The sequence below is a fragment of the Pseudomonas pudica genome, assembly GCF_015680405.1.
Taxonomy (GTDB): Bacteria; Pseudomonadota; Gammaproteobacteria; order Pseudomonadales; family Pseudomonadaceae; genus Aquipseudomonas; species Aquipseudomonas pudica.
In genome coordinates, this window is sequence record NZ_JADLJS010000003.1 from 17,489 (window position 1) to 30,697 (window position 13,209).

The following is a 13,209-nucleotide window of genomic DNA, read 5'->3' on the forward strand; positions in this document are numbered from 1 at the left end:
TCGGACTTTGACCATGCACACCCCTGTTGTCTTCATCGACGGTGACCAAGGCACCACCGGCCTGCAGATCCATGCCCGCCTGCAAGGCCGCAGCGATCTGCGCCTGCTGACCCTGCCCGAAGCCGAGCGCAAAGACCCGCACCGCCGCCGCGAGGCAATCAACAATGCCGACATCGCCCTGCTGTGCCTGCCCGACGATGCTGCCCGCGAGGCCGTGGCGGCGATCCACAACCCGCAGGTGCGGGTGATCGACGCAAGCTCCGCGCACCGTACCAGCCCAGGCTGGGTCTATGGCCTGCCGGAGCTTGACGAGCAGCAAGCCGAGCGCATCGCGCACAGCAAGCGCGTCAGCAACCCCGGCTGCTATCCCACCGGCGCCATCGCCCTGCTGCGCCCACTGGTCAAGGCCGGCCTGCTGCCAGCGGATTACCCGCTGAACATCCACGCCATCTCCGGCTATTCCGGCGGTGGCCGCGCCGCAGTCGAACGGCATGAACAGCCCGCCGTCGGCAAAACCCCAGCCCTGCAACTTTACGGCCTGGAGCTGGCACACAAGCACGTGCCGGAAATCCAGCAGCACGCCGGGCTGTCGGCGCGGCCGATGTTCATGCCCGGCTACGGTGCCTACCGCCAAGGCATCGTGTTGAGCATCCCGCTGCAGTTGCGCCTGCTGCCCGGCCAGGTCAGTGCCGAACAGCTGCAGGCCTGCCTGCAGCAGCACTACCAGGGTGCCCGCCATGTCCAGCTGATGCCCCTGCACCAGCACGGCGCAGCGCCGAACCTCGACCCCGAGGCGTTGAACGACAGCAACGACCTGCGCCTGGCGCTTTACGCCAACCCCGAGCATGGCCAGGTGCTGCTGACCGCAGTGTTCGACAACCTTGGCAAAGGTGCCTCCGGTGCGGCGGTGCAGAACCTCGACCTGATGCTCGGTGCATTGCAGGTACAAGGCTGATCGGCAAAACCGGTTAGACTGTGCAGCCCGCGCCCGCACGGCGCGGGCCGTCCATCCACCCGCCGGAGCCCGCACCCCGATGTTCATCCTGAGCCGCCTCGACAGCGTGCCGCCTGAATCTTTCCAGAACCAGATCCGCGAACTGGTGATCCACAATGTCGGCGAACTGAGCAGTGTCGCCATCTGCGCCGACAACCCGCTGTACCCGCTGTACCAGTATGGCGTCGGCATGGAGGTGCACCAGTACCTGCAAGCACTGGACGGCACCCGCGGCCTGGCCGTGGCGCTGACCCTGGCGCTGGATGCCGAGGCACCGGACCAATTGCTGGGGTTCGCCCTGTCACTGCCGGCCGAGGACGATGACCAGGCGTGCGCCCTGGCGTTCCTCGCCGTGCGCGCCAGCCATCGTCGCCAGGGCATCGCCCGCGCCCTGCTGGGCGACCTGCAGGCACGCCATGCCTGCGTCGAGCTGAATGCCTTTGCCAGCCAGGTACCGTGGTTCGAGGCGATGGGCATGCAGGTGGTGGCCGCCAATGGGCCGCAGGTACTGATGAGCAGTACCGGGCGGGCTAGCGGCGCGCTGATCGGGAGGCTGGATATTGCGCCGATCTACCAGACGGCGGAAGTGATGCAGATCCATACCTACCTGCTCAACCAGCAGGGTGAGGATGCGATGATCGAAGCGGAACAGATGCGGGATGAGCGGCTGGACGAACTGACCGCCCAGGCCCAGGAGTGTGTACGGCAGCGCAAGACCGTGCATTGATCCAAGGGCCTGTTCGCGGGCTCGCCCGCTCCCACAGGATTTCACAAAGCCAAACTGTGGGAGCGGGCAAGCCCGCGAAGAAGCCCCACCGGCCCTTCAGCCATGCACCCAACGCCGATGCAGCCCACGCGCCAGGGCATCCAGCACAAACCCCAGCACCCCGATCAGCAGCACCATCGCCATCAGCTCGGAATACGCCAGCCGGTCGCGGGTATCGAGAATGAAATACCCAAGCCCCGCACTCACCCCGAGCATTTCGCACGGCACCAGCACGATCCACAGGATGCCGATGGCCAGACGCACGCCAGTCAGAACATGGCCGATCACCCCGGGCACAATCACCTTGCACAAGGTCTCCCGGCGCGTGGCACTCAAACTGCGGCTCAACTGCAACCAGCGTGGGTCCAGCTGCCTTACCCCGGCCGCCGTGTTCAACAGGATCGGCCACAACGCGGCAAACGCCAGCAGGAAGTAGATAGGCTGGTCCCCCACGCCCATCAGCATCACCACCACCGGCATCCACGACAGCGGCGAGATCATGCGCAGGAACTGGAACGCCGGCGTGGTCGCAGCCTCCAGGTGCCGGTAGCTGCCCACCAGCAAGCCCAGCGGCACGCCGATCAGCAGCGCCAGCAGCAGCCCTACCAGGATACGTTTGAGGCTGACCCAGATATGCCCGTACACCTCGCCCTGCCCCAGCAACTCGACCAGGCTGGCCAGGGTCGCTGCCGGCGAAAAGCGCGCCGACAGGCCATCGGCCTGGCCAAACAACGCGACACCGGCCCACCACAACAGCAACAAACCCAGCAACCCGGCCAGCCCCAGGCCGGCATGAACGAAATGCGTGCGCATCAGACCGCAAACTCCTCGCTACGCTCGAAGTTATCGCCGATGCCGAACACCGACGGCCCGCCAACGCTGGCGATGGCGTTGCGCACGAAGCGGTCGTCGACCAGGTCGCGGGCGGTCTGTGCCGGGTCCAGGCCGGCCAGGAACGCGCTGTCACCCTCGATCAGGGTGGTTTTCAGGCGCTTGACCAGCTCTTCGGTGTAGCTGGGGAACGGGTAAGGCTGGAAATCGATGCGCCTTTCGTCCCACTGCTGGTGGCGAATGGCGCCACTGGCAATGTAACCGGCACGGTCCTCGGCGGCCGGTGCCAGCACTTTGCCGAGCACCGCAGGTTCATGCGGGGTGTACTTGTTGGGGCCGGCCTTGGACAACAATGCGGCGGCCTCGGCGCGGTGATCACGGGTCCATTGCTGCGCCTTGACGATGGCGTTGACCACCTTCTGCGACCACTCCGGGCGGTTGTTCAGGTCGTGCTCGTGCATGAACACCACGCAGCAGGCGTGGTTGCGCCACACATCGCCGGTAAAGCGTTGCACGCGGCCAACCTTGAGGTTCTCGGCCAGGGCGTTGAATGGCTCGGCGACGATATAGCCTGCAATGCGCTTGCTGGCCAGCGCTGGTGGCATGTCGGACGGCGGCAATACCAGCAGGTTGACTTCATTGCCAGCCAGCGGCGCATTGGCAGGCTTCGACACCGGGGTCAGGCCATTGTCGTTGAGCATCTGTTGCAGCACCACGTTGTGGATCGAGTACCAGAACGGGATGGCCACGGTCTTGCCACCGAGCTGTTTCATGTCGCTGATGTCCGGGGCCACGGTCAGGCCTGAACCGCCCACGTGGTTCCAGGCCACCACCTTGGCCGGCACCTTGCTGCCGTAGCGGGCCCATACGGTCATCGGCGACAGCAAGTGGATGACGTTGACCTGGCCAGAGATGAACGCCTCGATCACCTGCGCCCAGCTGCGTAGCAGCACCGGGCGCTCGGCCTTGATGCCTTCGGCCTCGAACAGGCCGTTGTTGTGCGCCACCAGCAGCGGCGTGGCGTCAGTGATCGGCAGGTAGCCGATACGCACCGGCGCGTCCGGCTCGGTGGCGGCACGGGCTTGCAGGCTCGATAGCAGCGGCAGCGCACCGGCAGCCGTGAGCATGGCGCCGAGCTTGAGGAAATCGCGACGCGAAGAAGAGGAACAGCAGTCATCCATGCACATGGACAGCCTCCGAGGGCAACGGGGTTGGGGTAGGTTCGACTGTGCGGCTTGCCCGCCGAAGGGTTTTGAGGATTTCGATGCGCAAGGCGCCCAGTTCCTCGACCCGCTGCGTCCGTGGTTGCGGCAGGTCGATGTGCCACTGCCCGAGGGTGTGCGCTGGGTGGTTGCCCAGTAGCAGAACGCGGTCGGACAGCAGCAGGGCTTCGTCGATATCGTGGGTGATCAGCACCGCCGCCGTGTTGTGGGTGGCGATCAGTTGCAGCAGCAGCTGCTGCATGTCGGCCCGGGTCACTTCATCCAGCGCGCCGAACGGCTCGTCGAGCAACAGCACTTCGGGCTGACGAGCCAGGCAGCGGGCCAGCGCGGTGCGCTGGGCCATGCCGCCGGACAACTGCGCCGGGTACTGGCCGCGAGCATGGGCCAGGCCCACGGCGGCAATCGCATGGTCGATGCGTGCGCGCCGTTCGGCGGCGGCAACTTTTGGCTGACGGGCGAAGTCCAGGCCGAAGGCGACGTTCTTCTCCAGGCTCAACCAGGGCAACAGGCTCGGGTCCTGGAAGGCCACCGCCAGGCGTGGGTGCGGGCCTTGCAGCGGCTGGCCGTGCAGGGTCACGCTGCCACCGCGGGGCTGCTGCAGGCCGGCCAGTACCCGCAACAGGCTGGACTTGCCGACCCCGCTCGGGCCGAGGATGGTCACCACTTCGCCGGGGGCCAGCTGCAGGTCGAACTGCGCCAGCACCGCCTGCCAGCCCCCCTCGCGCGGGTAGCCCAGGCTGATGTCGCGGGCTTCGAGCAACACTTGGCTCATGCCGCGCCCGCCTGGCGTTGCAGTTCGGCGCGCAGTTGCACCAGGCTGGGCGTGACGATCGGCACGAAGGCCGACTCGCGCCAGCGGCGGGCAAAGCCTTCGCCATACTCGCTGAGGTAGGCCTTGCCACCACTGGCCTGCAACTCCAGTTGCACGGCGTCGGCCGCGCTTTCGGCCAGGGTGATGCGCAGCTTGAACAAGGCTGCTGGCTGCTGCTGGAAGCGCCCATCGAGCAGGCCCTGCTTGAGCTCGCTCACGGTATTTTCCAGGCGCTCGCCGAGCACCTGGCGTGCTTCGTCGAGGAACGAGGCACGGCCATGCAGGTGTGCCTGCACTTCCGCCAACGCCCGCCGCGCAAGGCCAATAGCCATGCCGCACTGCAGCGCCAGGAACGCCGGGCGTACCCGGGGCAGGAATTCGCGGGCATTTTCGTGCAGCAACCAGCCACGCTGCAATTGCACCTGGTGGAAGGCCAGTGCAGCGGTGTTGCTCGACTGCAGGCCCATCAGTTGCAGGTCGTCGGAACGCTCCAGGCCCTGTGCGTCGGACGGAATGGCCAGCACGAACGGTGCGCCACCGGTTTCGTCTTCGATAGCCGCAGCCACCACGAAGCCGCTTTTGCGCAGGTTGGTCACCCAGTGCAGGCGCCCTTCCAACTGCCAGCCATCGGCTTGCGGGCGCCCTCGAACCTGCAGCGCTTCGATGCCGGACAGGAACTTCATGGCATTGGACAGCCCGGTGGCACCAGCCAGTTCGCCAGTCAGCAGGCGCGGTAACAGCTGCTCGCGCAGGGGCTGGTTGGGGCTGTGCAACAGGTATTCGATGAAGGCGCGCTGGCCCCAGCAGACGAACGCCGCTGCCAGCGAGCGGCTGGCGATTGCGGCGATGGCCTCGACCGCGTCGGTTACCTGCCCACCGGCGCCGCCCAAGGCCGGGTCGACACCGACACGCAGCAGTTGCGATTCGGCGATTTGCGCCAGCACCAGCTGCGGCTCGCACTGGCCCCGGTCAATGGCCTCGGCATTGGCATCCAGCCAGTGTCGAAATGCACAATCTTGCATGGTCTTGCTCCTTTGAAAACGCCGGGGCCGCTTGGCGGCCCATTCGCGGCACAAGGCCGCTCCTACAACGATCGCGCTACGACCGGTATCGCACGCGGATCAAGCAGAAGGTTGCCAGCGGTACTTGCCGAGCTCGTCATTGAGCGGCGTCTGGGCGAACACATTAGCAAAGTTGCACAGGGTTGCGAGGCTCACACCCAGAATCACCTCAAGGGCATTGCCCTCGCTGAAACCGGCTGCGCGGAAGGCCTGGTAAGTGGGTTCGCTGACATTGCCACGGGTGGCGATCACTTCGCGGGCGAACGCAGCCAGGGTTTCATAACGGGCATCGGGCAGCTCGCCACGGGCACGCAGGGCATCGACCACCTCCTGCGGCAGCTTGGCCTTGTTCAGGGCCACAGCCGTGTGGCCGGCCACGCAGAAGTCACAGCCATGCTGGGTGGCTGCAATCAACTGCACCACTTCACGCTCGGCCAGGCTCAGTTCGGATTTGCCGTTGAGTGCCGAAACGGTCACGTAGGTTTCCAGTGCCGCCGGGGCATTGGCCAGCACGCCCAGCAGGTTGGGGATGAAGCCGGAATTCTTCTGGGCGTTCTCGAGGAACGGACGAGCCGCTTCCGGGGCGCTCTGCAGCGTGTGTAAAGTAATGCGCGAGGACATGGAGTGGTCTCCTTTTGATGGGTGTCGCTACAGTCTGTTGGTTATAAGAACTACCCTCCATATTCATCAGTCGCCTTTCCTTGCTCTTGAGTCTTTGCATTAGATGATTTCGTCCAGCCATCTTGTCGATTGGTTATTAGAGGGCCTGGAGCTCGATGCCAGCCTGTTCCATGTTGGCCGCTATTGCGGCGGCTGGCACGCCAGCACCGAAGGCATGGGCCGGGCCAGCTTCCACCTGGTGGTGCAAGGGCATTGCTGGCTGCACATCGATGGCCAGCCCGAGGCGCTGCGTCTGGAGGCCGGCGATGCGGTGTTCCTGCTGCGCGATCTCGGCTATCGCCTGGCCAGCGACCAGGACCCGGCCAGTGCTTGCGCCCAGCCGCGCCAACACATGCAGGCCATGGACGCCGACGCGGTCGATGGCGTGGGGTTGGTATGTGGTTTCTTCCATTTCAGGCCGGGCTTGTCGGCGCTGATCGTCGAGGGCTTGGCTGACTGGATATTGCTGCGCGCCGATGAACCGGCCGGGCATGCGGCGCGGGCGTTGTTCGAGCTGATCCTGGAGGAATGCCGGCGCGCCGCCGGGCCGTCACAGACGCTGCTGGAGCGGCTGACGCACTTGTTGTTCCTGTATGTGCTGCGCCAGCAGGTGCATGCCGGGCAATCGCTGGGCGGGCTGGTCGCCCTCGCCCGGCAACCGGCGTTTGCCGGGTTGCTGGAGCAGTTGATCGAGCAACCAGGGCAAGCATGGACACTGGAAAGCATGGCCGCCTGCACCGGGTTGTCGCGGTCGGCATTTTTCAAGCGTTTCAATGAGCTGGCGGGGCAGTCGCCGGGGCAAGTACTGCTGGCGTTGCGCATGCGCCATGCCAGCCAGTTGCTGCGGGCGGGGCATACCGTGGAGCAGGTGGGGGCGCAGGCGGGGTATCAATCGGTGGCGGCGTTTACCCGGGCGTTTGCCAAGGCAGTGGGGGTGCAGCCGGGGGCGTATCGGCGAGAGCATGAGGGGCGTTAGCCTGGACTGGCCTCTTCGCGGGTAAACCCGCTCCCACAGGTACCCCACAAGTTTCAGAGATTGTGATGCCCCTGTGGGAGCGGGTTTACCCGCGAAGAGGCCGGTGCAGGCAACAGATTCAGACCTGACTGACTGGAATATCCCCTGCCCCTTTGCCCTCCCGCCGCTCACCCATCCAGGCATTGACCTTCTGCCCGAATTCGGCCGGCGCCTTGCGCCCGAACCGCCGCGCCAGGTCAAGAATGGTCTGCTGCGCCAGGGCCTCTTCCATGCGCTTCTGCGCACCCAGCATCACCGCGTGGATCGCGCAGGTGCCCTCGGTTGCCCAACCCGGGGGCGAACCCTCGAACAGGCTGCAACGCTCGCGAACTTCGCGGCAGTCGAAGATCTTCTTCGGCCCGTCGATGGCATTGACGATATCCAGCACGGTGATTTCATCCGACGGCCGCGCCAGCCTGAAGCCACCACGCACGCCTTCGGTGGCGGCCACCAGACCGGCACGGGCCAGCTTGGTGAATACCTTGGCCAGGTACTCCTGAGGTACACCCTGCAGCTCCGCCAGGTCGCGCACGCTGGACTCACGCGAGTCGCCCCGCTCGTCCACCAGGAACAGCAGGCAATGGATACCGTATTCGACGCCAGCACTGTAGAGCGACATATCTATCTCCGACCAATCTTGTCGCAAATGATACGCCTGTAGTACCTGCGCCGCAAAGCTCGCAGCTGCCGCCGGTCGGCCTGCTTTTTTCATTCGTCCCAGTAAATACGGCTATTTCGGCCAGGAAACGGTGGTGCGCAATGTCGCCTGCGTGCAAAAAAAACTTGCACCCAATAACTACGACAAATACAGTCGTAGTTATTCGAGTGGCACACAACTCGCCCTCGAAGCCCTCTTCGAACCTTGCGGAGCACCCTCATGAAATCGAACATCCTCATCATCGGTGCCGGCTTTGCCGGTGTATGGAGCGCCCTGAGCGCCGCGCGCCTGCTCGACCAGGCCCAACGTGCCGACATCAGCATCAGTGTCCTCGCTCCGCAGCCTGAACTGCGCATTCGCCCGCGCTTCTACGAGGCCGATGTGCACGGCATGAAGGCCCCGCTGGGCGAGCTGTTCGAAGCCGTGGGCATTCACTTCATCCCAGGCAACGCCGACAGCATCGATACCGAAGGGCGCAGCGTCAGCTACACCGACACCCAGGGGCACCAGCAACAGATCGCCTACGACCGCCTGATCCTTGCCGCGGGCAGCCAGGTCGCGCGACCGGCAGTGCCTGGCTTGTCCGAACATGCATTCGATGTCGACCAGATGGAATCGGCCATGCGCCTGGAACAGCACCTGGTCGGCCTGGCCGCCCTGCCCGCTTCGCCTGCACGCAATACTGTGGTGGTCTGCGGTGGTGGCTTCACAGGTATTGAAACCGCCACGGAAATGCCTGCCCGCCTGCGTGCCATCCTCGGCGCCAGTGCGGCGCTGCGGGTGGTGGTGTTCGACCGTGGTGCGCAAATTGGTGCGGCGCTGGGCGCGGGTATCACGCCGTCGATCATCGCCGCCTGCGAGCAGGCCGGGGTCGAGTGGAAGGCCGGGGCTTCGGTGGTGGCTGTCGATGCCGGTGGCGTTACCCTGGACAACGGCGACCATATCGCCAGCAACACCGTGATCTGGACTGTTGGCGTTAAGGCCAGCCCGCTGACTGCACAGGTTGCCGGCGAACGCGACAACTTCGGCCGGCTGAAAGTGGACAGTCACCTGAAGGTGCTGGGCCAGGAGCATGTGTACGCCACGGGTGACACCGCCTGGGCCGCGGTGGACGAGCTGGGCAACCACGCCCTGATGACCTGCCAACACGCCATCCCCATGGGGCGCCACTCCGGCAACAACGCCGCGGCCGACCTGCTCGGCCTGCAGCCGGTGGTGTACCGCCAGCCCAAGTACGTCACCTGCCTGGACCTGGGCGAATGGGGCGCGACGTTCAGCGAGGGTTGGGAGCGCGAACTGAAGCTGCACGGCCAGGAAGGCAAGGACCTCAAACGCCAGATCAACTCGGTGTGGATCTACCCGCCAGCGGCTGACCGAGCCCTGGCACTGGCCGCTGCCGACCCACTGATCGCGATCGTCTGACCGCAGCAAGGCGTGAGCTGAAATAGCCGGGGCCGCGTTGCGGCCCATTCGCAGCACAAGGCTGCTCCTACAGGCAACGCGATTGCTTTGCAGGAGCAGCCTTGTGCTGCGAATGGGCTGCAACGCAGCCCCTTTTACAGCAACGCCAATCTATCAGTCACTGGCACTCACAACCCGCCCCGCCTTCCCGGCAGCTGTGCCCCGAGTCGCCAGGCAGTAGTACAGCGGCACCGTCACCAGCAAGCCGAACAGCCACGACAGGTCAGCCCCTTCGACGATATTGGAATACGGCCCCACATACAGCGACGTATTGGCAAACGGCAACTGCACCAGGATGCCGCAGGCATAGGCAATGATCGCGTGGTGGTTGAAGCGGCCATAGATGCCCCCGTCGGCGCTGAAGATCGAAGCGATGTCGTACTGGCCCTTCTTGATCAGGTAGAAGTCGATCAGGTTGATCGATGCCCACGGCACCAGCACCAGCAGCAGCGCCAGGATCAAGCCGATGAACTGGCCGATGAAGTCCGCCGAGGCATTCAGCGCGACCATGCCGCAGCCGACCAGAATCACCGTAGCCAGCACCACCCGTACCTTGATGCTCGGCGTCCAATCGGCGATGAAGGTCTGGATTGCAGTCACGATCGACAGCACGGCGCCATACAGGTTGAGGGCGTTGTGGCTGATGATGTTGAGCAGGAACAGCACCATCAGGATCGGGCCCAACCAGCCGGTGGCCTGCTTGACCGCGTCCATCGCATCGGTACCTTCCGGCACGCACAGCACTGCCACCGCACCAAAGCTGAAGCACAGGATGGTCCCCAGGGTAGCGCCGAAGTAGGTGGCCCAGAACGGCTTGGCAATGCCCACTTCACGCGGCAGGTAGCGCGAGTAGTCGGAGGTATACGGCGAGAAGCTTATCTGCCAGATGGTGCCCAGCGACACGGTGGCGATGAAGCCCGACAGGTTGAACGCGCCACGGCTGAAGAAGTCGGCCGGCAGTTCCTGGGCGAACATCATGATGAAGCCGGCCAGCAGCGCCGAACCCATCACCCAGGTACCGATACGGTTGAGGATGTGGATGAAACGATAGCCGATCACGCCAATGGCGGTGGCACTCAGCGCACCGATCACGATCGCACCCGGCATCGGCACGCTCGGGGTGATGCCGTGGATGGTCTTGCCCGCCAGGACGATGTTGGAAATGAAGAAACCGACATAGATCAGCGCGGTGAAGAACACGATCAGCAAGGCGCCGTAGCGGCCGAACTGGCCACGGCTCTGCACCATCTGTGGAATGCCCAGCTGCGGTCCCTGCGCAGAAGCAAGGGCAATGACCACGCCCCCGACAAGATGGCCCAGCACGATGGCGACCAGCCCCCATAACAGGTTCAGGTGGAACACCTGGACCACCATGGCGCCGGTGACGATGGGCAGTGGCGCGATGTTGGTACTGAACCAGAGGGTGAACAGGTCGCGCGCCTTCCCGTGGCGCTCGGCAGGTGGAACGTAATCGACCGTGTGATTCTCGACAAACTGGTGTTGCGACGACGGTTGGGACATAGGATTCAGCTCGAAAGGTCGTTTTTATCTTTGTAAGGAAACCGCATCTAGGCGGCCTCTCAGCTGAAGACCATATTATGGTATTCCAAATTTTTGACAACACTGATCCGTAGGAAAAAACACCCACTGATCCGCTCGCACAACCTCTGCGGCAAACCGCCTTACCGCTCAAACCCACGGCATACAAGGGCTTGAGCCGTTCATCGCGCAATACCCTCGCTTGAAAATTCCGCTTGCAAAATAGGTATTACGGTATACCATCAGACACATCAACGATAAAAACCGCGGACCACCGCAGCCCTACAGAGGTACACCAGATGATCGACGCAACCGTCTACAAGCATGTCCTGGGCTCCTTCCCGTCCGGCGTTACCGTCATCACCACCCTGGACGACGATGGCTCGGTCGTCGGCCTGACCGCCAGCGCCTTTTCCTCCCTGTCGATGGACCCGCCGCTGGTGCTGTTCTGCCCCAACTACACCTCCGACTCCTACCCTGTGCTGATCAGGCAGAAGCGCTTTGCCATTCATCTGTTGTCCGGTGAACAGCAGGCCGAAGCCTATGCGTTCGCCAAGAAGGGCAAGGACAAGGCCAGTGGCATCGAGTGGTCCCTGAGCGAACTGGGCAACCCGATCCTGGCCGGTGCCACCGCGGTCATCGAATGCGAATTGTGGCGCGAATACGAAGGTGGCGACCACGCCATCATGGTCGGCAAGGTACACAACCTGATCGTCCCTGAAGAGGCGCCACGGCCGATGGTGTACTGCCGCGGCAAGATGGCCAGCCTGCCGGCCTTTGCCTGAAACCTGTACTGAATCGAGACCGCTGGTGCCAACCCTGCCAGGCGCCAGCCCCTTTCAAGCGTTGAGGAAAGCCCCATGAAATTTTCGTTGTTCGTGCACATGGAACGTTGGGATGAACAGGTCAGCCACCGCCAGCTGTTCGAAGACCTGACCGAACTGACCCTGATGGCCGAGAACGGCGGTTTCAGCACCGTGTGGATCGGCGAACACCACGCCATGGAGTACACCATTTCGCCAAGCCCGATGCCGTTGCTGGCGTACCTGGCTGCGCGCACCGACAAGATCCGCCTGGGCGCCGGCACCATCATCGCGCCGTTCTGGAACCCGATCCGCGTGGCGGGCGAATGCGCCCTGCTCGACGTGATCAGCAAGGGCCGCATGGAAGTGGGCCTGGCGCGTGGCGCCTACCAGTTCGAGTTCGACCGCATGGCAGGTGGCATGCCGGCTACCGACGGCGGCAAGGCACTGCGCGAAATGGTGCCGGTTGTGCGCAAGCTGTGGGAAGGCGACTACGCCCATGACGGCGAAGTGTACAAGTTCCCCACGTCCACCAGCGTACCGAAGCCGTTCAACGCCACCCCACCGATGTGGATCGCTGCCCGCGACCCGGACTCGCACAACTTCGCCGTGGCCAATGGCTGCAACGTCATGGTCACCCCGCTGATGAAGGGTGACGAGGAAGTGCTGGACCTGAAGAACAAATTCCAGGCCGCACTGGACAACAACCCTGGCGTGCCACGCCCGCAACTGATGGTGCTGCGCCACACCCACGTGCACAGCCCGGCCGAGCCGGAAGGCTGGAAAGTCGGCGCCCAGGCCATCTCGCGCTTCTACCGCACCTTCGATGCCTGGTTCGGTAACAAGACCACCCCGGTCAACGGTTTCCTGGAGCCGAGCCCGGAATCGAAGTTCGCCGAAGTGCCGGCGTTCGAGCTGGAGAACATCCGCAAGAACACCATGATCGGCACGCCGGAAGAGATCATCGCGCGTATCAAGTACTACCAGGAACTCGGCGTCGACGAGTTCAGCTTCTGGTGCGACAACAGCCTGCCCCACGCCGAGAAGAAGAAATCGCTGGAGCTCTTCATCAAGGAAGTGGTGCCGGCGTTCGCCTGAATTCCCATTGCCTGAAACATTGCGGGACGCGCCCGCTCCCGTGGGCCCCGTGGCCCGCGTGAGCGGGCTTTTTTTTGAAGCCTGCACCGGCCTCTTCGCGGGCTTGCCCGCTCCCACAGGGACAGCACAGGCCATGAATGCCGTGCGATCCCTGTGGGAGCGGGCAAGCCCGCGAAGAGGCCAGTACAGAAACCGCAGGAATCAAGGCATCAGGCCGCCTTTCGTCCCCTCGCAAGAGAAATTTCCAGCCACCTCTTGCACAACAAATATTATGGTATACCATCAGACA

At 64.0% G+C, this 13,209-nt stretch carries 13 protein-coding genes; 6 read left to right on the forward strand and 7 right to left on the reverse strand.

What is annotated here, in order from left to right; all coding sequences use genetic code 11:
• The first annotated feature begins 13 nt into the window (after positions 1-13).
• Together argC and IRZ77_RS03145 are read left to right on the forward strand one after the other, a co-directional pair.
• The gene (argC, locus tag IRZ77_RS03140; RefSeq protein ID WP_108480602.1) at positions 14-955 is read left to right on the forward strand and encodes an N-acetyl-gamma-glutamyl-phosphate reductase; all 942 of its coding nucleotides are present in this window, start codon (positions 14-16) and stop codon (positions 953-955) included.
• 79 nt (positions 956-1,034) lie between these two features.
• Entirely contained in the window at positions 1,035-1,721 is a 687-nt protein-coding gene (locus IRZ77_RS03145) for a GNAT family N-acetyltransferase (RefSeq protein ID WP_108480603.1), read from the forward strand.
• Between the two features lie 96 nt (positions 1,722-1,817).
• On the opposite strand, the gene IRZ77_RS03150 is transcribed toward IRZ77_RS03145, so the two are convergent.
• The 5 genes from IRZ77_RS03150 to IRZ77_RS03170 all read right to left on the reverse strand — a co-directional run bounded on the left by IRZ77_RS03150 (position 1,818) and on the right by IRZ77_RS03170 (position 6,307).
• Positions 1,818-2,573 (reverse strand): ABC transporter permease, encoded by a 756-nt coding sequence (locus IRZ77_RS03150; RefSeq protein ID WP_108480604.1) that lies wholly within the window; start codon positions 2,571-2,573, stop codon positions 1,818-1,820.
• The gene (locus IRZ77_RS03155; protein ID WP_153670819.1) at positions 2,573-3,778 is read right to left on the reverse strand and encodes an ABC transporter substrate-binding protein; all 1,206 of its coding nucleotides are present in this window, start codon (positions 3,776-3,778) and stop codon (positions 2,573-2,575) included. The genes IRZ77_RS03150 and IRZ77_RS03155 overlap by 1 nt, the downstream gene beginning before the upstream one ends.
• Positions 3,765-4,586 carry an ABC transporter ATP-binding protein gene (locus IRZ77_RS03160; RefSeq protein WP_108480606.1) on the reverse strand — a complete coding sequence of 274 codons (822 nt, stop codon included), beginning with the start codon at positions 4,584-4,586 and terminating at the stop codon, positions 3,765-3,767. Before IRZ77_RS03160 ends, IRZ77_RS03155 begins: the two co-directional genes overlap by 14 nt.
• Positions 4,583-5,647, reverse strand: coding sequence for an acyl-CoA dehydrogenase family protein (locus IRZ77_RS03165; RefSeq protein ID WP_196172832.1), 1,065 nt, complete (start codon positions 5,645-5,647; stop codon positions 4,583-4,585). Before IRZ77_RS03165 ends, IRZ77_RS03160 begins: the two co-directional genes overlap by 4 nt.
• 99 nt (positions 5,648-5,746) lie before the next feature.
• Positions 5,747-6,307 carry a carboxymuconolactone decarboxylase family protein gene (locus tag IRZ77_RS03170; protein WP_085599111.1) on the reverse strand — a complete coding sequence of 187 codons (561 nt, stop codon included), beginning with the start codon at positions 6,305-6,307 and terminating at the stop codon, positions 5,747-5,749.
• Between the two features lie 103 nt (positions 6,308-6,410).
• Here IRZ77_RS03170 and IRZ77_RS03175 point away from each other — a divergent pair, with 103 nt between their 5' ends.
• On the forward strand, positions 6,411-7,322 hold the full coding sequence (locus IRZ77_RS03175) for an AraC family transcriptional regulator (protein ID WP_196172835.1): 912 nt from the start codon (positions 6,411-6,413) through the stop codon (positions 7,320-7,322).
• 118 nt (positions 7,323-7,440) lie between these two features.
• Here IRZ77_RS03175 and IRZ77_RS03180 read toward each other — a convergent pair whose 3' ends face one another.
• On the reverse strand, positions 7,441-7,980 hold the full coding sequence (locus tag IRZ77_RS03180) for an RrF2 family transcriptional regulator (RefSeq protein WP_003259245.1): 540 nt from the start codon (positions 7,978-7,980) through the stop codon (positions 7,441-7,443).
• Between the two features lie 258 nt (positions 7,981-8,238).
• On the opposite strand from IRZ77_RS03180, the gene IRZ77_RS03185 reads away from it, so the two are divergent.
• Positions 8,239-9,441, forward strand: a complete 1,203-nt coding sequence (locus IRZ77_RS03185) for an NAD(P)/FAD-dependent oxidoreductase (protein ID WP_196172836.1) — start codon at positions 8,239-8,241, stop codon at positions 9,439-9,441.
• A 153-nt stretch (positions 9,442-9,594) separates the two neighbouring features.
• Here the strand turns inward: IRZ77_RS03185 and IRZ77_RS03190 are convergent, their stop codons facing one another.
• On the reverse strand, positions 9,595-11,001 hold the full coding sequence (locus tag IRZ77_RS03190) for a purine-cytosine permease family protein (RefSeq protein WP_108480609.1): 1,407 nt from the start codon (positions 10,999-11,001) through the stop codon (positions 9,595-9,597).
• Between the two features lie 317 nt (positions 11,002-11,318).
• Here IRZ77_RS03190 and IRZ77_RS03195 point away from each other — a divergent pair, with 317 nt between their 5' ends.
• On the forward strand, positions 11,319-11,804 hold the full coding sequence (locus IRZ77_RS03195; RefSeq protein ID WP_003259250.1) for a flavin reductase family protein: 486 nt from the start codon (positions 11,319-11,321) through the stop codon (positions 11,802-11,804).
• A 75-nt stretch (positions 11,805-11,879) separates the two neighbouring features.
• Positions 11,880-12,920, forward strand: a complete 1,041-nt coding sequence (locus IRZ77_RS03200) for an LLM class flavin-dependent oxidoreductase (RefSeq protein ID WP_046615473.1) — start codon at positions 11,880-11,882, stop codon at positions 12,918-12,920.
• Positions 12,921-13,209: the final 289 nt, after the last annotated feature.

Excerpts from the sequence above, each read along its gene's own strand:
- argC (WP_108480602.1), top strand. The coding sequence starts at position 14 with ATGCACACCCCTGTTGTCTTCATCGACGGTGACCAAGGCACCACCGGC.
- IRZ77_RS03145 (WP_108480603.1), top strand. The coding sequence starts at position 1,035 with ATGTTCATCCTGAGCCGCCTCGACAGCGTGCCGCCTGAATCTTTCCAG.
- IRZ77_RS03150 (WP_108480604.1), bottom strand. The coding sequence starts at position 2,573 with ATGCGCACGCATTTCGTTCATGCCGGCCTGGGGCTGGCCGGGTTGCTG.
- IRZ77_RS03155 (WP_153670819.1), bottom strand. The coding sequence starts at position 3,778 with ATGTGCATGGATGACTGCTGTTCCTCTTCTTCGCGTCGCGATTTCCTC.
- IRZ77_RS03160 (WP_108480606.1), bottom strand. The coding sequence starts at position 4,586 with ATGAGCCAAGTGTTGCTCGAAGCCCGCGACATCAGCCTGGGCTACCCG.
- IRZ77_RS03165 (WP_196172832.1), bottom strand. The coding sequence starts at position 5,647 with ATGCAAGATTGTGCATTTCGACACTGGCTGGATGCCAATGCCGAGGCC.
- IRZ77_RS03170 (WP_085599111.1), bottom strand. The coding sequence starts at position 6,307 with ATGTCCTCGCGCATTACTTTACACACGCTGCAGAGCGCCCCGGAAGCG.
- IRZ77_RS03175 (WP_196172835.1), top strand. The coding sequence starts at position 6,411 with ATGATTTCGTCCAGCCATCTTGTCGATTGGTTATTAGAGGGCCTGGAG.
- IRZ77_RS03180 (WP_003259245.1), bottom strand. The coding sequence starts at position 7,980 with ATGTCGCTCTACAGTGCTGGCGTCGAATACGGTATCCATTGCCTGCTG.
- IRZ77_RS03185 (WP_196172836.1), top strand. The coding sequence starts at position 8,239 with ATGAAATCGAACATCCTCATCATCGGTGCCGGCTTTGCCGGTGTATGG.
- IRZ77_RS03190 (WP_108480609.1), bottom strand. The coding sequence starts at position 11,001 with ATGTCCCAACCGTCGTCGCAACACCAGTTTGTCGAGAATCACACGGTC.
- IRZ77_RS03195 (WP_003259250.1), top strand. The coding sequence starts at position 11,319 with ATGATCGACGCAACCGTCTACAAGCATGTCCTGGGCTCCTTCCCGTCC.
- IRZ77_RS03200 (WP_046615473.1), top strand. The coding sequence starts at position 11,880 with ATGAAATTTTCGTTGTTCGTGCACATGGAACGTTGGGATGAACAGGTC.